Source organism: Brevibacterium sp., assembly GCF_031179145.1.
Taxonomy (GTDB): Bacteria; Actinomycetota; Actinomycetes; order Actinomycetales; family Brevibacteriaceae; genus Brevibacterium.
On sequence record NZ_JAPSIB010000022.1, the window covers coordinates 32,986 to 55,122 of the forward strand.

The following is a 22,137-nucleotide window of genomic DNA, read 5'->3' on the forward strand; positions in this document are numbered from 1 at the left end:
TCATCCTTTTCATTCGATCAACGCTCCGCTCAGCCTACCTGGGCGGACTTGAGTTCGGAGTACACGCCCAGGAGAACTTCGGCGACTTCCGTCTCATCGGGAAGGCGGGCTCCGGCAGCGGCGGCCCGGGAGCCGAGTTCGGTCCGCAGGGCGGGATCGGCGGCCAGTTTCGTGACGACGGTGGCCAGCGCGAGGTCGTCGTCGGAGTCGATGAGCACCCCGGCGTCTCCGATGAGCTCCTCGGTGCCGCCGCCGCGGGTCGCGACGATCGCCTTGCCGGCGATGAGCGCTTCCTGCAGGACCAGGGCGCGTGCCTCCCAGACGCTGGTGAGCACGTAGACATCCGCCGCGGCGAGGAGTTCGGCGACGTCGTCGCGGGGTCCGAGGAAGTGCAGTTCTGGCACCGCCGAGGTGGTTCCCAGGTCCCGGTGCTGCGCGCGGACCTCTTCGAGCACGGCATCGTCGGCGGCGCCGGCGACGAGGAACACGAGTTCCGGCCGCTCGTGTCGAGCGCCCGCGGTGCCGTCAGTGTCGTCAGCGCTCGTGGTGAGGTGAGCGCGTGCAGTGCCCGCAGTGCCCGCAGTGCCCGCAGCGTTGACCTCAGCTCCTGCGGCCTCATCGACGGGAGTAAGGCCGTGGCGCGCGGTGAGTCTTCCGAGGGCCCTGACGAGCATCGGGTAGTTCTTCTGCGGGGCGACCCGACCGACCGAGAGCACGATGACGGCATCCGGGTCGAAGTCGTACTCGACGGCCAATTCCTCGCGGGTCCGTCTCGCCGCCTCGGGCGGGATTCGACGGACCTGGGGCGCGGCGGCAGGCGCGAACCGGGCGCCTGAGGCGCCGAGTGAGCGTGCCCGCTCGACCAGGTCGGCGCTCGCTCCGAGCGTGAGGTCCGCGCCCTTGGCGAGCAGGATCTCGATCCCGGACTCGACCCGGCCGCGCAGCCCCTGTCCCCCGGCCTGGTTGTGGAGGCTGACGATGAACAGGGGACGGTCGGGCAGCGACCGGGTGGCCAGGAAGGTGACGAGTCCGGCGCGGAACCCGTGGGCGTGGACGATGTCGGCGCCGAAGGAGTCGAGCAGGGCGCGCAGCCTGATGACGAGCGCGGCGTCACGGGGGCCGATGCCCGTGCCCATCTCGAGGGCGGCGAAGCGGACCCCAGGCAGGTGGGAGAAGCCGAAGTGCTCGTCGGTGGCACGCGGCCCGATGACGCCGACCTCGTGCCCGGCGGCGGCCACGTCCCGGGCCAGGGCCCGCACGTGCGTGCCGACTCCGCCGGTGGACGTGCCGATCACATAGACGATCCTCATCGTTCCTCCTCATTCCCGTGCGAGCCGTTCCCGTGCGAGCCGTTCCCGTGCGAGCCGTTCCCGACCGGGCCGTTCCCGACCGAGTTCTGCTCCTGTGACTTTCTGACACCCGCGGCGACGGAGGTCTCCTCGCTCTCACCTCGGCGGCCGATGAGGATCTCGCGCACCTCGGCGATGTAGCGGCGGTCGAGGAGCAGGATGACGCCGAAGACGAGGCAGGCCAGCAGCGCAGACAGCACCCCGGTCAGCACCGACGGCAGTGCCGCGGTGCCCAGCGCCGCGGACAGACCGCGCGAGGTCAGCATCCCGGCGACGGCGGCGAGGGTCGCGGCGAGCAGGGACAGCGCGCTGCGGCGCAGCACATGCCTCAATGCCCCGTGGCCGAGGCTGCGGCGCACGGAGATGAGCAGGGACAGCGCCGCGACGCTCATGCCGAGGACGTAGCCGCTGCAGATCGCCACGAGAGTGAGTCCCGGGTCATTGTTCGCATTCGTGAGGATGATCGCGGCGACCATTCCCACAATGACGAGGATCCACCCCAGGGTGGTGGCGATCGAGGAGTGGCGGGAGCGCTCCATCGCATAGAAGATGCGGGTGCCCCAGGCGACGAAGGACCAGCCGGGAACGGCGAGGGCCATCACCGTGATCGCCTCGGTCATCGCATCGAACGGCACGCTCGAGCGTCCGCTCGCGGCGTCGATGGCGGTGAAGAACGTCTGCAGGGGCCCCGCCGCGCTCATCAGGATCACCGTTCCGAGCAGACCGATGGTGAGGATGAACGCCGAGGTGGTGGCGGTGGTGTGTCGCAGCGCCTCGGCGGCCTCTTGGCGCTTGCTCGGTGAGGACTCGGGATCCTGGCTGCGCGCGACCTGATGCGACAGGGCCGGGAACATCACCGTGGCGACGGGCACAGCCAGCACCGCATAGGGCAGGAGGTAGACGGCGTTGATGTAGCTGAAGAGGACGAACGTGCCGGTGCCCCCGGACTGGTTCGACAGTCTCATCGTCGCGAGCACCGCAGCCTGCTGGGCGAGCAGGGCGACCATTCCTGCCCCGGCCAGGCGCAGCGCCCGGTGGGCGACTCCGGGTGGGAAGGACCAGGTGGGACGCAGCCGCAGTCCGGTCGAGCGGGTCGGCAGGGCCAGGGGCAGGGCCAGCGCCGCGACTCCCGCGGTGGTGCCCCAGCCGAGCCAGCCGATCGTCGACTCCCACGTGGAGTCCGTGCCGCCGACCATCCGGTAGGTGATGTAGCAGCCGATGACGACGGCGCTTGAGAGCAGGGGCGCGAAGGCCGGCCAGAGGAACTTCCGATGCGCCTGCAGAACCCCGGTGAGCACGGCGCCGATGCCGTAGAGGACGAGCTGGGGGGCGAACATCACGAGGAACGCCGTCGTCTGCGCGTGGGCGCCGGTCTGGATGTGCGCGCCGGTGTGCGAGCCGAGGAGGAGGGTCGCGATGGGATCGGCGAAGACGACGAGCAGCACGCTCAACGGCAGCGTCAGGCTCACCGCCCAGGTCAGCAGCGCCGAGGCGATCCTCGACGCCGATTCCCTGTCCGCCCGCGCCAGGGGAATGGCGAGCAGAGGGATGACGGCCCCGGCCAATGCACCGCCGGCGACGACCTCGAAGAGGATGTTGGGAGCCTGGTTCGCCGACTGGTAGGCGGTGCCCACCGTGCCGGCGCCGACGGTGGGCGAGAACACGAGCCACCGGAGGAACCCGACGAGCCGGGTGACGAGCGTGATCAGCGAGACGAGCAGCGCCGCGGAGGCGAAGACTCGAACCAGCCTATTCACACGTGTCACGCCCGAATGCGTCGAGTTGCCGGAGTCCAGGAGTGGCTTCGATGACGCTCGTGAACGACACCTTCTCACTGAGCAGGGTCAGAGCCACGAGGACGGCGAGCATCCCCGCCCGCTGCCCAGGACTGCTGTGCGCGGCCAGCATCGTGCCCAGCGCCGCACCGAGGGCATTGGCCCCGGTGTCCCCGAGCATCGCCGCGCCCTTGAGGTCGTCGTCCCAGGCGCCGGCTCCGGCGCCGGCGACCGCGGCGGCGGGCACCCACGTCACCCCGTGATGGTGCTCCATGCAGGCCACGGCGAGGAATCCGGCCTTGAGCGCGCGCCCGGGCCGCAGGTCGAGGAGGTTGAATAGGTTCGCAGTCCCGGCGATGACTCCCCCGGCGACGACGACGTCGACGGCCGTGCCGAGCGCATTCCGCGCCGCCGAGTTGGACCCCGCCGAAGAGCTCGCACCGAAGGACAGCCTCCTCGCCGAGGCGTTCGTCTCCGATCCGAGGATCGCCGCCGAGGCGATGGCCGCAATGGGGATCCCGGTGACCTTGATCGCCCCGGTGGTGATCTCACCGCGGGCCAGAGCGCCGAGGTGACCGCGCAGTCCCTTCGAGCTGCCGGCCTCGCAGAAGTCGTCGACTCCCCCGAGGACACCGGAGACGGAGGTCGCGAGCAGTGTCGCGGCCCGCTGCCTGGGGTCCTCGATGAGGACGCTTCCGGCTAGCAGTCCCGCGGCCAGGGCCGGACCCTCGATGAGGGAGACCTCTGCGCCCGCGTGGTTGGTCCTCAGCACCTTGTCGTGACGGCGCAGCTGCGAGCGCATGACGGCTCGGGTCACGGCGAAGGACGCCAGACCCGCGACGCCCGCGCTGACCAGTGAACGGATCATCTCACTCCTTCTTCGGCAGGATGGTGTCGGCATTCGAGGCGAAGCCGTAGTGGCCGTGCCCGCCGGCGCTGCCCGCGGCCAGGGCCCGCACCGTGATCACGGGTCCCGCGCCCAGCGAGAGTCCGTCGACCGTGCTGGCCTTGGACCGTTCGGTGCGCAGGACGGAGATGAGGCCGGTCTGGGCGGATCCGGCGTCGCCGGCGGCGACGACCGATTTCGATTCCGTGGTCAGGGCGTTGACGAAGTCGGTGATGACGGTGCGCTTGGCCTGGCCTTCGCTCGCCTCGGCCGTCGGCTTGTCCTGTTCGGCCAGTTGGGAGTTCTTGTTGTCGACCACGAGGAAGAGATCGCTCGTGGCGTGGTCGGAGTCGGTGCGCAGGCGGCCGGCGTCGACGAACGCGTCGAAGAGGGCGCCCGCCTGCTTGGCCGCATCGTCGCGCTCCTTGCCCTCCGGCAGCGCCGAGGCCTTTCCGGTGAGCGCGATGACGAGTGCGGACCGGATCGCGGTGGCGTCGTCCTCGGGCAGAGCGGGCACGAGTGTGCGCAGGGTCTTGAGGAACTCGGTCGAATCGGCCAGGGACAGAGTGTTCTCGACGAAGGAGGCGTCGACGGCCACAGTGCCGCCCGCTTCGGTGATCCGGTTGACGACGGCCTCGACCTGCTCGGGGTCGGCGTGCGGACCGGTGACGATGCTGATCGTCTTGTCATTGAGGATCCCGCTGGTGAGTTCGGGAGCCGCCTCGGTGATGAACTCGTTCTGCTTCTCGATGTTGCCGCCGGCCGCGTCGAGCTTAGCGCGCAGATCGTCGCGATCGGTGCGCAGCGAGTCGACCTGGCTCTGCAGCGACGCCCCGATCGGCTCCTTCAGCGGGCCGGCCCCGAGGACGATTCCCACCGCCAGGGCGAGGAACACCGAGACGAGGGAGACGAGATGGTAACGGAAATCAATCACTGGTCAATCCTTGCGCCGAAGACTGCTGATTCGGGGGTGACGGCCGGGTCGCCGCCGAAGAGCGAACCGATCCAGCCGAACACTCCGTCGAGCTGGGCGCCGATGAGGCCGAGGAACGTCTGCCCCGCGGCGGTGGCGAAGAGGGCCACCCCGAGGGCGACGAGTCCGGCGAGGATGAGCACGCTGAGCTGGATGCTCGAGATCCTCTGCCGGTAGAGCAGGGAGACGCCCTTGGCATCGATGAGCTTCGAGCCCACGCGCAGGCGGGTGAGGAAGGTCGAGGCCATTCCCTTGCGGCCCTTGTCGAGGAATTCGATCAGGGTGTCATGCGTGCCGACGGCGACGATGAGGCTGGCCCCCTTGTCGTCGGCGAGCAGCATCGCGATGTCCTCGCTGGTGCCCGAGGCTGGGAAGGGCACGCAGTCGACGCCGAGCGAATGCACGCGTTCGACTCCGGGGGCGTGTCCGTCGCGGTAGGCGTGGACGACGATCTCGGCGCCCGAGGTCAGGGCGGAGTCGGAGACGGAGTCCATGTCGCCGACGATCATGTCCGGTCTGTGCCCGGCCTCGAGGATCGCATCGGCGCCGCCGTCGACGCCGATGAGGATCGGCCGGTATTCGCGGATGTAGGAGGCCAGCATCGCCAGGTCCTCCTTGTAGTGGTATCCGCGGACGACGATGAGGACGTGACGGTCCTTGAAGTTCGTCCGCACCGTGGGCACGACGAGTTCGGCCGAGAGCAGGTCGGAGTCCTTGCGGATGTACTCGATCGTGTTCTCGACGAAGTCGACGAGCACCGAGTTCATCCCGGCTTCGGCCCGGTGCATGTCCTCGGCGATGGTCTCGGCGGTCTGGAGGAGGCCGGTGGCGATCACCTCGTCGCCACGGAGCACGTTCTCACCCTCGACGACGATCTCGTCCTCTTCGGCCAGCGCCTCGAAGATCTCCGCACCGGTGTCGTCGATGAGCGGGATGCCCGCCTCGACGATGATTCCCGGCCCGAGGTTGGGGTAGCGTCCGGAGATCGATTTGTCCGCGTTGATGACGGCGGCGGGGCGGCAGGCGACGAGGGCCTCGGCGGAGACTCGGTCGATGTCGGAGTGCTTGATGACGGCGATGTCGCCGGAGTTCAAGCGTTTCGTCAGGTCCTTCGTCCGCCGGTCGAGCCTGGCAGGAGCCGGGCCAGTGCGGGGCACAACCGTGGGTGTCTCCCGAGTTCTACGCGATTTCATGGTGCGGCCATTCTCTCATGCAAGCGTCTCGGCTCCCGCCTTGACCTGCCGTGCGGAGTCCAGGAGTTCGGCGGCATGGGCCTTCGCCGAGGCGGATTCCTCCATCCCCGCCAGCATCCGTGAGAGCTCGACGACGCGTTCGTCCTCGCTCAGTTCCCGGACCCCTGAGGACACCGTCTCCGCGTCGTCGTCCTTGACGATCGTCACGTGCGTGTCGGCCCAGGCCGCGACCTGGGGCAGGTGGGTGACGACGATGACCTGGGCGTGTTCGGCCAGCTTCGCAAGCCGGCGGCCGATCTCGACGGCGGCGCGACCGCCCACTCCCGAGTCGACCTCGTCGAAGACGTAGGTGGGGATCCGGTCCCCGGCGGCGCGGACGACCTCGATGGCCAGCATCACACGGGAGAGCTCACCGCCGCTGGCGATCTTGCCGATGTCGTCACCGGTCGAGGAGTCGTGCGGGGCGAAGAGCAGGCGCACGTCATCGCAGCCGTGCGGGGCCGGTTCGCGGTCGGTGAGCTCGAACCGCACCTGCGCCTTCGGCATGGACAGGGCTGCGAGCTCCGCGCTGACGGCGGCCGAGAACCGCTCGGCTGTGCGGGTGCGGATCTCGGTCAGCGCGGTCGCCTGCGTGCGCATCGCCTCCTCGGCGGCGACGAGTTCGGCGTCGAGCTGGTCGAGGTCACGGTCCTCGGCCTCGAGTTCGGCGAGCTCCTGGGCGGCGCGGGTCTCGAAGTCGAGCACCTCGGCGACGTTCTGCCCGTACGGTGCCAGCGTCCCCAGTTCGGCCCGCCTCGCTTCGGTCTCCTCGAGGGAGGTCTCCCCCAGTTCGTCGAAGCCGGAGAGGTAGGAGCTCAGTTCGGCCGCGGAGTCGCTGAGCCGCAGCACCGCGTCGTTGAGCGTTTCTCTGATCCGCGTCAGCTCCGTGTCGGAGGATTCGACGTCGGAGAGCATGCTGATGGCCTGGTGCACGCCGTCGACCGCGGCGGGGGCGTCGTCCATCTCGGAGCCGACGATGAGGTCGTGGGCCAGCCCCACGGCGCGGGTGATCTCCGCGGCGGCGCCGAGCTTCGCGGCCAGCGCCTGCAGCGCTTCGTCCTCGCCGGGGACCGGGCGGACATTGTCGATCGTCTCGAGGCAGCCGCGCAGCCACAGGATGCGTTCGCGCCGGGCTGCGGTGGAGTCCTTGATCCGCGCCACGCGCTCGACGGTCTCACGCCAGTGCTCGTAGGCCCCGGAGTAGTCGGCGGCGACCCGGGCCAGCTCCGCACCCCCGGCGGCGTCGAGGAGCTGCCGCTGCTGGGCGGGGCTGCGCAGTCCCAACTGCTCGGACTGACCGTGCAGGGCGATGAGCTCCTCGGAGACCTCGGAGAGCACGGAGATCGGGACGGTGCGACCGCCGGCGGTGGCGCGGGCGCGCCCTTTGACGGCGACGGTGCGGGTGACGATGGCCTCGTCGTCGACGCTGCCGCCGGCTTCCTCGATGCGGGCGCGCACGGCCTCGGAGACCTCGGAGAAGATGCCCTCGACCTCGGCCTTCTCCGCGCCTCGGCGCACGACCCCGGAGCCGACCTTGCGTCCCATCAGCAGGGTCAGTGCGGACACGAACATGGTCTTGCCGGCGCCGGTCTCACCGGTGACGACGGTCAGGCCCGGGGACAGTTCGACCGCGGCCTCGGCGATGACGCCGAGGTGGGAGATCCTCAGTTCGGAGATCATCGGTTCCTCCTCGGCATCTACGCCTCCTCGACGGGTCCCCGCCAGCCGGAGACGGGCAGACGGAATTTGGCCACCAGCCGGTCGGTGAAGGGGCCGGTATGGAGGCGGGCGAACTTGATCGGCGACTCCGAGCGCTTGGCCTCGATCCTCGCACCGGCCGGCAGTTCGAGCGCACGCCGGCCATCGCACCACATCACCGCGGAGAAGTCTGGGTTGGACGAGCTGATCTCCACGCCGAGGCGGGAGTTGGGGTTGACGACGAGCGGTTCGGTGAAGAGCGCGTGGGCGGAGATCGGCACGAGGAGCAGGGCCTCGACCTCGGGCCAGACGATGGGCCCGCCGGCGGAGAAGGAGTAGGCGGTCGATCCGGTCGGGGTGGCGAGGATGACTCCGTCACAGCCGAAGGCGGACACGGGGCGGGAGTCGACGCCGAGGACGACGTCGATCATCCGCGACTTCGAGGTCTTCTCCACGGTCGCCTCGTTGAGCGCCCAGGCGCTGTAGATGTTCTCCCCCTCGTGCCACACGGACACGTCGAGGGCGAGTCTCTCCTCCACGAGGTAGTCGCGTTGGGACGCCCGGTGGACCGCCTCGGCGAGGTCCTCCCTCTCACTCTCGGCGAGGAATCCGACGTGGCCCAGGTTGATGCCCATGAGGGGCACTCCGGAGCCGTGGAAGCGTTCGGCCGCGCGCAGGATCGTGCCGTCGCCGCCGAGGACGATGACGAGTTCGCACCGGGACTTCCAGGTGGCGAGCTGGTTGGGGCTGATGACCTCGCAGCGGCGCAGCAGGTCCTGGTGCACGTCGGGGTAGGAGCTGCGCCGGGCGATGTCGAGGATCTCCTCGTCGAGCACGACGGGGATGATGCCGTCCTCGAGGAGTGCCTTCCACACGCGCACCGCCGCCACCGCCGAATCCTCGCGGTGGGGGTGCAGGAGCACCATGATGTTTCGCCTCACGACTCTCCTCTCATGATCGCGTCCACGGTCTCGGGCACGTCCGCCTCATTGAGCCTATCGGAAGCGGCGGTGGTTCTTCCTGGTCGAACACGCAGGAAGTACTCCCGGTTTCCGCTCGGACCGGGCAGGACGGAGGGTGCGATGTCGGTGACGCGGGCGTCGAGGGCGGTGATCGCCTCGACGACGGAGAGCACGGCGCGTCGACGGTTCGCGGGGCTCGTCACGACTCCGTGCTTGTCGAGGGAGCTGCGCGCGAGTTCGAACTGGGGTTTGACCATGAGCAGGAGCTCACCCTCGGGCCGGGTGGCCGCGAGGAGCGGTTCGAGCAGCAGGCGCAGGGAGATGAAGGAGACGTCGGCGACGACGAGGTCGACGGCAGGGACGTCGGAGGCGGAGAGTTCGCGCAGGTTGAGTCCTTCGCGGACGCGGACTCTGGGGTCGGTGCGCAGGGAGACGTCGAGCTGATCGTGGCCGACGTCGACCGCCCACACCTCGGCGGCGTCGCGGCTGAGCAGCACCTGGGTGAAGCCGCCGGTCGAGGCACCGGCGTCGAGGGCGCTGATGCCGGACAGCGTCTCGATGCCGAAGGCGTCGAGGGCGCCGAGGAGTTTGTGGGCGCTGCGGGCCACCCAGGGGTCGGGTTCGTGCACGGTGACCTCATCCGCCTCTCCCACCTCGGCGGAGGGTTTGGAGGCGGTCGCGGAGTTGACGCTGACCCTCCCGGCCGCGATCTCGCGGGCGGCGCGGGATCGGGACCGGATGAGTCCCCGCTCGACCAGAGCCCGGTCGAGCCGGGTCACAACGAGCCCACCTGCGCATCGAGTTCGTCGAGCAGTTCGCCGAGCTGCGCGTGGCGTTCGCGGGAGGGGACCTCGGCCAGCGCCTCGAGGTCGCGGCGCCATTTCTCGGCCGGAACGTCGCCGCTGAGGGCGGCAGGGGTCATCTCAGTCATGGATCCTCCGCGGCAGGTTCCCGGGACGCACTGGCTCTCCCCGGTCGATCGCCTCCCATGCTAACCGCAGCGCCGCTTCGACGCCGTGGGCGCCGGTGCGCGCGGCATCGTCGAGGATCAGCTCACCGTCGACGATCAGCTCACCGTCGACGAGGCGGCAGGAGGTGGTCGCAGGGACGCCACCGGGTCCGGGGCTGGGTGCGGCGGCACTCGTCGCGGCCTGGATGTCTGCCTTCGTGGCAGCGATGAGTTCGGGGAGCGCGCGCAGACTCGGCAGCACGAAGTCCGGCCGCCGTCCCGCAGGGGCGTGCAGGGCGTCGTGGATGTCATGGACGCCGGTGAGGACGAGTGCGGTCTCGAAACCGGCGGCGTTCCCGCCCTCGATGTCGGTGTCGAGACGGTCACCGATCATCAGTGGCCGCACGGCGCCGAGGCGGTGGGCGGCGTGTTCGAGCATGTGCGGTGAGGGTTTGCCGACGATGGTCGGCTGCGTACCGGTGAGCCGAGCGATCATCTCGACGAACGCGCCGTTGCCGGGCACCTCACCGTGGGGTCCGGGCATCGAGAAGTCGGGGTTGGACGCCCACCAGTCGATCCCGGAGCGGACCACTTCGCAGGTGGTCACGATCGTCGCGTAGTCGATCTCCGGGTCGAGCCCCTGGGCGATGGCGACGACGTCGTCATCGAGGGAGCGAGTGATCCGCAGGCCCTCGGACTCAAGTGCCGCGGCCAGCCCGGCCGCGCCGACGAGGTGGATGAGCGCCCCGGCTCCGTACTTCTCGGCCAGCCGTGCGGCGAGCACCTGCGCCGAGGTGGTCACCTCGGCGGCGGTGGTGCTGATGCCGTGCGCGGTGATCCGCTCGGCCACGGCCTCGGGGGTGCGCACCGCGTTGTTCGTCACGAAGCTGAGCGGGATCGAGTGATCCCGCAGGAAGCCGATTCCCTCCACGGCTCCGGGGACCGCTTCGGGGCCGCGGTAGACGACTCCGTCGAGGTCGAACAGAACGCAGTCGATCGGTGCTCCCGGCTGCCCGGGAGCACCATGATCAGTGCTCGGACTCACCGATCGTCTTCCTCGGGGTTCGAGTCGTCGGCGTCCTCCGTCGATCCTTTGGAGGCCGCTTCGCTGTCCGCAGCTGCGGACTCGGTGTCGACGGGCTCAGTGTCGACAGACTCTGTGTCAGCAGACTCGGTGTCAGCAGACTCTGCGTCGGACTCGGCCTCGACGGGCTCAGTGTCGACAGACTCTGTGTCAGCAGACTCGGTGTCAGCAGACTCGGTGTCGTCCTCACCGAGGAGCTCGGCGAGTTCGGCCTCGATCTCGGCCTCGGAGACCTTGATCTTCTTCAGCTCCTTCTCGGAGACGTGCGTCTTCGACTTCGCCGGAGCGGGTGCAGCCTCTTCGTGCTCGAGTTCCTCGTCGTCGGAGTCGACGTCCGTGAACCCATCATCGTCGGAATTGACGTCGGCGAACTCGTCGCCGTCGGAATCGTCATCCGCAGGTTCCTCGTCGTCGGATTCCTCCTCGGCAAACGAAACGTCCGCGAAGGCGTCTTCGGCGAAATCATCGTGCTCGGAGTCGTCATCCGTGAACTCATCGCCGTCGGAATCGACAGTCCCGTGCACATCGCTCTCGACGGCTGCGGTCGGGACCACGCGGTTGCCGGACACACCGGCGCCGAGCTCGTCGTCATCCCGGTCGTCTTCGTCGTCCCGGTCGTCTTCGTCATCCGCGGAATCGAACTCGTCGGACTCGAACTCGGGTTCGTCCTCGTCGGCCTCGAAGTCCTCGTCGGGCAGCTCTTCGACGGTTTCGATCTCGACGCCGGCGTTCGGATCCGGCTCCTCGTCACCGAAGAGGGTGCCTGTGGCCTTCGCCGTGCGGCGGGAGAGCTCTTCGTACTTGTCGGCCATCTCGGACTCACCGTGCAGGCGGAGAACCTCCGAGTACGCGGCGAGCAGGCGAACCAGTGCGCCGCCCGGACGCTGGGTGAAGTCCTCGGCCTCGATCAGTGCACGCGCACCCTTGAGGTCGCCGCGGTCCGATTTCGCTCCGGCCGCCACGATGACCAGTTCGGTGCGAGTCTCATTGTCGAGTTCGAGCTCCTTCGACTGTTCGAGGAGTTCGATCGCCTTCTCCGGCTTGCCGCGTCCACGCTCGGCATCAGCGATGAGAGCGATGTTGTCGTTCGAGCCCGAGATGCGACGGTGGGTGCGCAGCTCGCGCACTGCCTCGTCGTACTGTTCGACGTGGTAGGCCGCGATGCCGAGGGCTTCGCGGACGAGGCCGACTCGACCGGCTCGCGCCATAGCCGCCTTGGCATGCTGGTGCGCACGCTCGGGGTCGACGTCGAGGAATCCGCCGGCTGCGACGAGGTGCTTCGCGACCATGTCGGCGTTCTCCTTGTCGAGAGAGCGCAGCTGACCCCGAATCTCCTTGTCGAGCTCGAAACCGGTGACCTCTGCCGGGATCTCGGGCTCCTGGACGCGGGGTCGACGAGAACGCTGCTCACGTGCGTAGTCGCCCGAGTCGGTCGGACGCGACGCCCGACGATCGTTGTTGTTGCGGCCACGGTCGCCCTGGTCACGGTCGGACCGTCGGTCATTGCCGAAGCCTCCGCGACGGTCGCCGTCTCGCTTGCCCTGATAGCCGCCGCGCTTGTCGTCTCGACGGTCGCCGCCGAAACCACCGCGACGGTCGCCGTCTTCACGACGGTTCCCCTGGTAGCCACCACGGCGGTCGTCACCACGGTCGCTCTGGCCGCCTCGGCGATCATCGTTGCGACGGTCGCCGCCGAAACCGCCGCTGCGGTCGCCGTCTTCACGACGGTTCCCCTGGTAGCCGCCACGGCTGCCCTGGTTTCCACCGCGGTTGTCGCCGTCTTCACGACGATTGCCCTGGTAGCCGCCACGGTTCCCTTGGTAGCCGCCACGGTTGTCGTCTCGGCGGTCGCCGTCTTCACGACGGTTCCCCTGGTAGCCACCTGGGCGATCATCGTTGCGTCGATCGGAGTTGAAGTCGCGGCGCTCGCCATCGTTCCGGCGATCACCCTGGAAGCCACCTCGGTTCCCCTGGTAGCCACCGCGACGGTCGTCCCGACGGTCGCCGCCGAAACCTCCACGCCGGTCGCCGTCCTCACGACGGTTCCCCTGGTAACCGCCTCGGCGGTCGTCACCACGGTCGCCCTGGCCGCCTCGGCGATCATCATTGCGACGGTCACCGCCGAAACCGCCGCGTTTGTCACCGTCTTCACGACGGTTCCCCTGGTAACCACCACGGTTGCCCTGGTAGCCACCGCGACGATCGTCCAGACGGTCGCCGCCGAAACCTTCACGGCGGTCGCCGTCCTCACGACGATTGCCCTGGTAACCACCACGGTTACCCTGGTAGCCACCGCGGCTGTCCTCGCGTCGGTCGCCGCTGGAACCTCCGCGGCGGTCTCCGTCCTTGCGGCTGCCCTGGTAGCCGCCACGGTTGCCCTGGTAGCCACCGCGACTGTCGTCCCGACGCTCGCCGCCGAAACCTCCGCGACGTTCCCCGTCCTCACGACGGTTCCCCTGATAGCCACCTCGACGATCGTCGCTGCGACGATCGGAGTTGAAACCTTGGCGTTCGCCGTCGTTGCGGTTGCCCTGGTAACCGCCGCGGTTGCCCTGGTAGCCACCACGGTTGTCGTCCCGACGCTCGCCGCCGAAACCTCCGCGACGCTCTCCGTCCTCACGACGGTTCCCCTGATAGCCACCTCGACGATCGTCGCTGCGACGATCGGAGTTGAAACCACCGCGGCGTTCCCCGTCCTCGCGACGATTCCCCTGGTATCCACCGCGCCGGTCCGAGTGACCCCGCTCATCCCGAGCGGAGTGAGAATTCCGATTGTTGTTCCCGCGGTCTGGGCGGTGTCCGCCTTCAGATCGGCGGTTCTGCTGATGGTCTCGCGAATCCCCTTGGGCCACGATTCTCCCTATAAAGTCTTTTGATGATTCCGTACCATTCTAGTGCACCAGCCGGTCCGCGCCCCCTGTTCCAGCCACCTCACACGGGAGTCTTTCCCCACTCGAAACCGCACAGCAGCGGGCACGCGCCGGACCCGATACCACTGTCCATGGACGCCCCGGAGGTCCGGTCTGACATACCAATTGTCTGTTAATATGGCCCGGTGCCGGTCCGCCAGCTGAGGTTCGTCGAGAAGCAACGATGCTTCACGCCACCAGTGAGGGATGTGCCGCGTGTCGACGGAACCGTTGGCATGCTCGCACAGCGGAACTCCAAGGTTCTCACCAGGACACCACGAGCCGCTTCCGTCATGCCGTCACCACCACACCGTTTCGCGGTGCGACGACACTCCGCGCACGAGAAATTGTTCGACGCCCGAAATCGGCTCATCGCCTGTCTTCCCGCTGATTTTGAGCAATGCCGAATCACATATGTCCCACTCTCAGCCTGCGGCTCGGCTCATTCCGGTGAGAAAACATTGAGCGTAGGCTGGCCAGACGACTTCGCCCCCAAGGAATAGGAGATAACCGTGCCCAACACGCTTTTCATCGACGGAAACTGGGTCTCGGCCCAAGAGGGCGGAACCAGCGAGATCCGCAACCCTGCCGACGGCAGCATCGTCGTCGAGGTGGACGAGGCCACTGCCGCGGACACCGAACTGGCGATCGCCGCCGCCCGTCGTGCCTTCGACTCGGGGGTCTGGTCGACCACACCCGCCGCCGAGCGCGGCAACCTGCTGCTGAGGTTCGCCGACACGCTGCGGGAGCGCAAGGATGAGTTCGCGCGCGCCGAATCGCTCGACACCGGCAAGCGCTTCGTCGAGTCGCAGATCGACATGGACGACATCGCCAACTGCTTCGAATACTTCGGCAAGCTCGCCGCCAACGACGCCGGTCGCATCGTCGATGCGGGCAGCGAATCCGTGGTCAGCCGCATCGTCCACGAGCCGGTGGGCGTCTGCGCTCTCATCACTCCGTGGAACTACCCGCTGCTCCAGGCAGCGTGGAAGATCGCACCGTGCCTGGCCGCGGGCAACTCGTTCGTCTTCAAACCGGCCGAGCTGACTCCGAGCACTGCGATCCTCGCGATGCAGCTGCTCGAGGAGCTGGGCCTGCCTGCCGGCGTGGGCAACCTCATCCTCGGCCGCGGTCGCGTCGCCGGCGCACCGCTGTCGACCCACGACGACATCGACATGGTCTCCTTCACCGGTGGACTTGCCACCGGACGCCTGATCGGCGCCAACGCGGCCGCGACGGTGAAGAAGGTCGCCCTGGAACTCGGCGGGAAGAACCCGAACGTCGTCTTCGCCGATGCCGACATCGACGCCGCCCTCGACAATGCGCTCAACGCCGCCTTCGTCCACTCCGGACAGGTGTGCTCGGCCGGAGCTCGGCTCATCGTCGAGGATTCCATCGCCGAGGAGTTCACCGATCGCCTCGTCGCCCGTGCCGAGAAGATCCGCCTCGGCGGACCCTTCGACGAGAACGCCGAGACCGGACCGCTCATCTCCGCCGAGCACCGCGACAAGGTCACCGAGTATGTCGAGAACGGTGTGGCCGAGGGCGCGCGTCTGCGCTGCGGCGGCAAGTGGGGCGAGGGCGATCTGGAGAAGGGCTTCTACTACCTGCCAACCGTCCTCGACCAGGTCAAGCGCGGAATGTCCGTCGTCACCGATGAGGCCTTCGGTCCTGTTGTCACTGTCGAGACCTTCTCCACCGAGGAAGACGCGATCGCCACCGCCAACGACACGATCTACGGTCTGGCCGGCGCCGTGTGGACCCAGGACGCCGGCAAATGCCAGCGGGTCGCTGCGAAGCTGCGCCACGGCACCATCTGGATCAACGACTTCCACCCCTACCTCCCGCAGGCCGAGTGGGGCGGATTCGGACAGTCCGGATTCGGCCGGGAGCTCGGGCCCACCGGACTCGCCGAATATCAGGAGGCGAAGCACATCTACCACAACCTCGAACCCGCCGTCACCGGTTGGTTCCGCGAGCACAGCGAATGATCCCCGGCCACTGCCACTAAGGAGATGAGAATTGGAAACCACTCACAGCTTTGACTATGTCGTCGTCGGCGGCGGGTCCGCGGGAGCCGCCGTCGCAGCTCGACTCAGCGAGGACCCCGAGGTCACCGTCGGTCTGCTCGAGGCAGGCCCGACCGACGTCAACGAAGACGTCATCCTCCGCCTCAACCGCTGGATGGAACTGCTCGAATCGGGCTTCGACTGGGACTACCCCATCGAAGCCCAGGAACACGGAAACTCCCACATGCGCCATGCCCGCGCAAAGGTCCTCGGCGGATGCTCCTCGCACAACTCGTGCATCGCGTTCTGGGCTCCGAAGGAAGACCTCGACGAATGGGAGTCGAAGTACGGCGCGACCGGGTGGGGCTCGAAGGACACCTTCGGACTCTACAAGAAGCTCGAGAACAATGAGCTTCCCGGCGACCACCACGGTCACGACGGACCGGTGCGGCTGATGAACGTGCCAGCGGTCGACCCGTGTGGCATCGCGCTCCTCGACGCCTGCGAACAGGCCGGCATTCCCCGGGTTCAGTTCAATGACGGTGAAACCATCATCAGCGGGGCGAACTTCTTCCAGATCAACCGGAAGGAAGACGGCACCCGGTCGTCCTCCTCGGTGTCCTACCTGCACCCGATCCTCGATCGCGAGAACCTCACGATCCTCACGGACACGCAGGCCAAGGAACTCGAGTTCGACGCCGAAGACAACTGCACCGGCGTCCTCGTGGTCAACAACGCCTTCGGTCGGACGAAGCGCATCGAGGCGAAGAGGGAGGTCATCGTCTCCGCGGGTGCGATCAACACCCCGCAGCTGCTGATGCTCTCCGGCATCGGCCCGGCAGAGCACCTCGCCGAGGTGGGCGTCGACGTCCGCGTCGATTCGCCGGGAGTCGGTGAGAACCTTCAGGACCACCCCGAAGGTGTGATCTCCTGGGAGGCCAAGAAGCCGATGGTCGAGGATTCGACGCAGTGGTGGGAGATCGGCATCTTCTCCCCCACACAGGACGGGCTCGATCGCCCCGACCTGATGATGCACTACGGATCGGTGCCCTTCGACATGCACACCCTGCGCCAGGGCTACCCGACGTCGGAGAACTCGTTCTGCCTGACGCCGAACGTCACCCACGCCCGCTCACGCGGCACGGTGCGCCTGCGCTCCCGCGACTTCCGCGACAAGCCGCATGTCGACCCGCGCTACTTCACCGATCCCGAAGGTCACGACATGCGGGTGATGATCGCCGGCATCCGCAAGGCCCGTGAGATCGTCTCCCAGGACGCGATGTCCGAATGGGCCGGCCAGGAGCTGTTCCCCGGTGCCGACGTGCAGACGGATGAGCAGATCGAGGACTACATCACCCGCACTCACAACACCGTCTACCACCCCGCCGGCACCGTGCGCATGGGTGCCGTCGACGACGAGTCGGCACCGCTGGATCCGCAGCTGCGGGTCAAGGGTGTGGGACGCCTGCGCGTGGTGGACGCCTCGGCGATGCCGGAGATCACCACGGTCAACCCCAACATCACAGTGATGATGATGGGCGAGAAGTGCGCCGAGCTGATCAAGTCCGGAAACTGATCACTCTGCTCGCCTGAGTCGCTCAGAGGCTGCTTCTGCAGCCTGAATGGCTTGGGCGTGCGAGAGGGGCCCTGCAGTTCGTGAACTGCAGGGCCCCTCTTCTGTGCCGGCGTGTCAGCCGTGGTCGTAGTGCCGCGCTTTGCTGCCGGTCCTGGACGCGAGGGTTCCCTCGCGGTGGTGCTTGTGCGCGTGTGTGTCGACATAGGGGTCGGCGAACTCCGGGGCCGGCTCGATGGCCTCCGGCACGACGACGATCTCCTCCGCCTCGTCGTAATGCTCGTTGAACGCGTCGTTGCCGTCCTCACGGCGTTCGACTTCCTCGGGTGGCAGCACCTTCTTCCAGCGCCTGACGCGGACTCGGGGCAGAATGCCGGCGTCCTCGCGCAGGGCACGCATGAGCGCGTACATCTGGAAGTACGCCATGACGAAGAAGGGCAGACCGACGAGGATGATCGTCGACTGCAGCGCTTCGAGGCCTCCGCTGCCGGAGAACACGAGCAGGGTGGCGGTGACGAGTCCGACCGCCACGGCCCAGAAGATGCGCTGGCCGAGCGGATTGAAGTCCTCGTGTCCGTTGTTCATCGTGTCGAGGACCAGTGCAGCGGAGTCCACCGAGGTGACGAAGAAGATCACGACGAGCGCGATGGCGATCACCGACATCGGGCCCGCCAGCGGATAGTGCTCGAGGAACGCGAAGAGCGCTCCGGGCACATCGCCCTGCTCCACGACCCGATCGACGAGCCCTCCGCCCTGATTGAACTCGATGTCGAAGGACGCATAGCCGAAGACGCCGAACCAGATGATGGAGAACGCCGAGGGAATCGCGAGCACGCCGATGACGAATTGGCGGATGGTGCGCCCGCGTGAGATCCGGGCGATGAAGATGCCGACGAACGGTGACCAGGTGATGGTCCAGGCCCAGTAGAACACGGTCCAGCTGTTCTGCCAGCCGGTGTTGGCGAAGGTGTCGTTCCACAGTGCCAGCTTGGGCAGCTCCTGGATGTAGGTGCCGAGGGACTCGAAGACGCCGCGCGTCATGAACAGGGTCGGTCCCAGCGCCAAGACGAAGATCAGCAGCAGCACGGCGATGACGATGTTGATGTTCGACAGGACCTTGATCCCCTTGTCCAGGCCCAGAGCGACGGAAATCGTGGCCAGACCGCACACGACTCCGATGATGACAAGCTGCCAGAGTGCGCTCTCCGGGATTCCGATGGTCTGCGCGAGGCCGCTGTTGATCTGGAGCGTGCCGAGTCCGATCGACACGGCCACACCGAACACGGTGCCGATGATGGCGACGACGTCGATGAGCTTTCCGATCGGACCGTGGATCCGCTCACCGAGGATCGGCTGGAAGATCGAGCTCACGCGCGGCGGCAGATTGCGTTTGTGGATGAAGTACGCGAAGCACAGCGCCGGCAGGGTGAAGATCGTCCACGTGTGCAGGGTGAAGTGGTAGTAGGTGAAGTTCATGGCATCGGTGGCCGCTGCCACGGTGCCCGGTTCGATGCCCAGCGACGCCCGTGGAGGATCGCCGAGGTGACTGACGGGTTCCGCGACACCCCAGAACATAAGAATCGATCCGATGCCCGCCGCGAACAGCATCGCGAACCAGGCGCCCCGGGAGTGCTCCGGCTCCTCGTCCTCCGGGCCGAGCTTCACTCTGCCGTACCGGGAGGCGGCGATATAGATGAGGAAGACGAGGAAGACGGTCACACCGAGGATGTAGAACCAGCCCAGGTTCGTCAGGAGCCATTCCGAGGCTGCTGAGACGCCGGTGTCCAGAGCGTCGGTGAAGAAGATCGTCCCGAGGACGAAGAGGATGATGACCAGTGCCGAGGCGAAGAAGATCGATGGGGTCGTTCTGAGTCTGAGTGTATCGTGCAGTCTCACGAGCATGACGGATACCTTCCATTGAGTGACGCGCACCAGACTACCGATCGTTAAGCGAATTACAAGCGATCTTGGTGCCGGTATCAGCCCACGTGGGAGGATCAGCCATGAGAAGAAGTCACATCGAGAGGGCGCAGAAACCCCGTCGAGCGGAGTCCGTCGGAGCGCGAGAACGCCCGTGGGGCACGACCGAGGTCATGCCCCACGGGCGGTCAGCGATGGCGAGCGGACACTTCACGCCGCGGGCGAGATGTCGCAGTGCTCATCCCGACGCGCGTGCGCTCACTCGTGATTCCGACCGTTCGAACTGTCGTTGATGTAGAGGAACTCCACGTGACGCTCATACTTGTCGAGGACATCATCGATGATCTGGTCCTTGGTGTAGTCCATGATGTCGTAGCCCTGGCTGGCTCCGCCGTCGAAGTAGACCTCCATCCGCACGTATTCCTCGGCGCCCTTGGGCACCCGGCCTCCGAACGACGGCACACCGACCTTGCGCGGCCAGACCTGGTAGTGGAAGGGGTACTCCCCCTCGCCGTCGACTTCGAGCTGGATCAGCGCGCCCTCTTCGTCGGCGTGGCCCTCCGAGTTCGCCCGGCAGGCACGAGCGCCGATGCCGCGCGACTGCATCTCCTCAGCGATCTCCTGCAGGGTCGGCAGCAGCACGTTGTTCTCGAAGTCGAGGGCCTTGGAGCGGCCGGGGAAGGCGAGGACACGGGTGAGCTGCTGTTTGAGATTGTCCCGACTCGAGCCCGAACGGCGAATCCGGGAGTACGGCAGGCCTTGGTCGGCGCTGTTCGAGCGGTAGGAATCGATCCGCAGAGCTCTGTGCAGGCCGATCATGACGAGAATGATGACGAACGCAAACGGCAGCCCCATGATCACCGTCGCGGCCTGCAATGCCCCGACTCCCCCGACGATGAGCATGCCCACGGTCAACGCGCCGGTGAGAACGGCCCAGAAGACGCGCAGTGCCGGTCGACCGTCGTCCTGCGGGTTGGGCAGGAACGAGGACAGGTTCGCCATCACCAGTGCCGCGGAGTCCGCCGAGGTGACATAGAACAGGAGCGCTGTCATCGTCGCCAGCGCGGCGATGATGACGAAGGCCGGGTACTGGGCGAGCAGTTCGTAGAACCCGCCTTCCGGGCTGGCCATGGTCCGTTCGCCGAACTCCTTGTTTCCGTTGCGGATCAGGTCGAGGGCAGAGTTCCCGTAGATCGAGATCCACATGAAGATGTAGATGAACGGGATGGTCAAGGTTCCGATGACGAACTGACGAATGGTACGGCCGCGGGAGATGCGGGCGAGGAACAGTCCGACGAAGGATGCCCACGCGATCCACCAGGCCCAGAAGAACAGGGTCCAGTCGGTCATCCATGTGCCGGTGTCTTCGAAGGCGAAGGTCTGGCCGACCATGTCCGGGAACAGCCGCGCGAAGTCAGTGACGTTGAGGACGAAGGCATCGAGGAGGAACTTGGTGTTGCCGGCCACGAGAACCCAGAAGGCCAGCGCGATGGCGAGGAAGACATTGAGCAGGGACAGGAACTTGATGCCCTTGTCTACTCCGGAGATCGCGGACAGGGTCGCCACGGCCACACCGACGATGACGATGCCGACCTGGGACGCGGTGGTGACCGGCAACCCGAAGACGGCGTTGAGTCCGACGTTGACCATGACGACGCCGATGCCCAATGAGGTGGCGACGCCGAAGATCGTCCCCAGCAGAGCCGCGAAGTCGACACTGTCACCGATGGGACCGTGGATGCGTTTGCCGAAGATAGGAGCGAGAGCCGAACGGATGGCCAACGGCATGTTCGCCCGGTAGGCGAAGTAGGCCAGAGCGAGACCCATCAGAGCGTAGAGTCCCCATCCGCTGAGTCCGTAGTGGAACAGCGTCCACACGGTGGCCTCACGGGCGGCCTCCACGGTTTCGGGCTCGGTGCTCGGCGGCGCCAGGTAGTGGGTCACCGGTTCTGCGACTGCGAAGAACATCAGGTCGGTGCTGATGCCTGCGGCGAAGAGCATGGACGCCCATGAGAGCAGACCGAATTCAGGCTTGGAGTGCTCGGGCCCCAGCTTGGTCAATCCGTGCCGCGAAGCAGCGAGATAGATGACGAACACCAGGACGACGGCGACGAGGAGGACGTAGAACCAGCCGAACCAATCCGATATCCAGCTGACCGCCGCACCGAGTACGCCTTCGGCGCTCGTCGGGGAGATCAGCGCCCACAGGGTGATGGCGATGGTGCCGATCGCTGCGGCGAAGAACACCTTCTTGTTGACCTTGGGAAGGGATCTGGACACCTTGTCCGGTTTGGCTTGTGGATCTATTACGTCGGTCATCTCGATATTCCTTTGTCGGATGGACGGTCGAATGGATGGGAGGGCCTGGTCGCTCGACGCTGAGGACCTGTGCGCTCACATGGACATCTGGATCTTCGTCTCGTCTTTTCTATCAGCACTCCATCACCGTACCCGAGGTGATGCGAGATCATACGGGTTCTGAACTGGGCGTCGACTGCTGATGGACGATCTGCCACAACAGCAGGAGGATCGCTCCTGCGCGTCCGCGGCATCCCCTAGCGTACACGCTGATATGCCAATTGTGTGTTACAACACAGAAACACAGTCCGACGCATCGGAAAACCAAAAAAGCCCTCCGGCGAGGCCGAAGGGCTGGAGCAGATGAATACGCGTGTGGGGCGCAACCCCTGAAAGGTCATGCCCCACACACTTCAAATCAATTTGCGGCGGTCACTTACTCTCCCACAACCACCAAGTTGCAGTACCATCAGCGCGAATGGGCTTAGCTACCGGGATCGGAACGGTTAACCGGGCGTTT

Annotated in this window: 16 protein-coding genes; 3 read left to right on the forward strand and 13 right to left on the reverse strand. The window is 66.9% G+C overall.

Going from position 1 to position 22,137, the window contains the following annotated elements:
* Positions 1-29: 29 nt before the first annotated feature.
* From RIT73_RS14945 to RIT73_RS14995, 11 genes are read right to left on the reverse strand one after another with little or no spacing between them, the layout of a single operon-like run.
* On the reverse strand, positions 30-1,310 hold the full coding sequence (locus RIT73_RS14945; RefSeq protein WP_309132888.1) for a glycosyltransferase family 4 protein: 1,281 nt from the start codon (positions 1,308-1,310) through the stop codon (positions 30-32).
* The gene (gene murJ, locus RIT73_RS14950) at positions 1,307-3,115 is read right to left on the reverse strand and encodes a lipid II flippase MurJ (RefSeq protein WP_309132889.1); all 1,809 of its coding nucleotides are present in this window, start codon (positions 3,113-3,115) and stop codon (positions 1,307-1,309) included. Before murJ ends, RIT73_RS14945 begins: the two co-directional genes overlap by 4 nt.
* The gene (locus tag RIT73_RS14955; protein ID WP_309132890.1) at positions 3,099-3,992 is read right to left on the reverse strand and encodes a hypothetical protein; all 894 of its coding nucleotides are present in this window, start codon (positions 3,990-3,992) and stop codon (positions 3,099-3,101) included. The genes murJ and RIT73_RS14955 overlap by 17 nt, the downstream gene beginning before the upstream one ends.
* A 1-nt stretch (position 3,993) precedes the next feature.
* Positions 3,994-4,944: a copper transporter gene (locus tag RIT73_RS14960; RefSeq protein WP_309132891.1), complete on the reverse strand. Its 951-nt coding sequence runs from the start codon at positions 4,942-4,944 to the stop codon at positions 3,994-3,996.
* A complete protein-coding gene (gene steA / locus RIT73_RS14965; RefSeq protein ID WP_309132892.1) occupies positions 4,941-6,176 on the reverse strand; it encodes a putative cytokinetic ring protein SteA in 1,236 nt (411 codons plus the stop codon). Before steA ends, RIT73_RS14960 begins: the two co-directional genes overlap by 4 nt.
* A gap of 15 nt (positions 6,177-6,191) precedes the next feature.
* Positions 6,192-7,895: a DNA repair protein RecN gene (gene recN / locus RIT73_RS14970; RefSeq protein ID WP_309132893.1), complete on the reverse strand. Its 1,704-nt coding sequence runs from the start codon at positions 7,893-7,895 to the stop codon at positions 6,192-6,194.
* A 17-nt stretch (positions 7,896-7,912) separates the two neighbouring features.
* Positions 7,913-8,854 (reverse strand): NAD kinase, encoded by a 942-nt coding sequence (locus RIT73_RS14975; RefSeq protein ID WP_309132894.1) that lies wholly within the window; start codon positions 8,852-8,854, stop codon positions 7,913-7,915.
* Positions 8,851-9,654 carry a TlyA family RNA methyltransferase gene (locus tag RIT73_RS14980; protein WP_309132895.1) on the reverse strand — a complete coding sequence of 268 codons (804 nt, stop codon included), beginning with the start codon at positions 9,652-9,654 and terminating at the stop codon, positions 8,851-8,853. The genes RIT73_RS14975 and RIT73_RS14980 overlap by 4 nt, the downstream gene beginning before the upstream one ends.
* Positions 9,651-9,806 (reverse strand): hypothetical protein, encoded by a 156-nt coding sequence (locus tag RIT73_RS14985; protein ID WP_309132896.1) that lies wholly within the window; start codon positions 9,804-9,806, stop codon positions 9,651-9,653. Before RIT73_RS14985 ends, RIT73_RS14980 begins: the two co-directional genes overlap by 4 nt.
* A complete protein-coding gene (locus RIT73_RS14990; RefSeq protein WP_309132897.1) occupies positions 9,799-10,869 on the reverse strand; it encodes an HAD-IIA family hydrolase in 1,071 nt (356 codons plus the stop codon). The genes RIT73_RS14985 and RIT73_RS14990 overlap by 8 nt, the downstream gene beginning before the upstream one ends.
* A complete protein-coding gene (locus tag RIT73_RS14995) occupies positions 10,866-12,197 on the reverse strand; it encodes a hypothetical protein (RefSeq protein ID WP_309132898.1) in 1,332 nt (443 codons plus the stop codon). Before RIT73_RS14995 ends, RIT73_RS14990 begins: the two co-directional genes overlap by 4 nt.
* On the opposite strand from RIT73_RS14995, the gene RIT73_RS15000 reads away from it, so the two are divergent.
* The 3 genes from RIT73_RS15000 (at position 12,129) to RIT73_RS15010 (ending at position 17,402) form a co-directional block, all read left to right on the forward strand.
* Positions 12,129-13,784 (forward strand): hypothetical protein, encoded by a 1,656-nt coding sequence (locus RIT73_RS15000; RefSeq protein WP_309132899.1) that lies wholly within the window; start codon positions 12,129-12,131, stop codon positions 13,782-13,784. The genes RIT73_RS14995 and RIT73_RS15000 overlap by 69 nt on opposite strands.
* A 545-nt stretch (positions 13,785-14,329) precedes the next feature.
* Positions 14,330-15,808: an aldehyde dehydrogenase family protein gene (locus RIT73_RS15005; RefSeq protein WP_309132900.1), complete on the forward strand. Its 1,479-nt coding sequence runs from the start codon at positions 14,330-14,332 to the stop codon at positions 15,806-15,808.
* 31 nt (positions 15,809-15,839) lie between these two features.
* The gene (locus RIT73_RS15010; protein WP_309132901.1) at positions 15,840-17,402 is read left to right on the forward strand and encodes a GMC family oxidoreductase N-terminal domain-containing protein; all 1,563 of its coding nucleotides are present in this window, start codon (positions 15,840-15,842) and stop codon (positions 17,400-17,402) included.
* A 114-nt stretch (positions 17,403-17,516) separates the two neighbouring features.
* On the opposite strand, the gene RIT73_RS15015 is transcribed toward RIT73_RS15010, so the two are convergent.
* Positions 17,517-19,301: a BCCT family transporter gene (locus RIT73_RS15015; RefSeq protein WP_309132902.1), complete on the reverse strand. Its 1,785-nt coding sequence runs from the start codon at positions 19,299-19,301 to the stop codon at positions 17,517-17,519.
* A 276-nt stretch (positions 19,302-19,577) separates the two neighbouring features.
* Positions 19,578-21,638: a choline BCCT transporter BetT gene (gene betT / locus RIT73_RS15020; RefSeq protein ID WP_309132903.1), complete on the reverse strand. Its 2,061-nt coding sequence runs from the start codon at positions 21,636-21,638 to the stop codon at positions 19,578-19,580.
* Positions 21,639-22,137 lie beyond the last annotated feature (499 nt).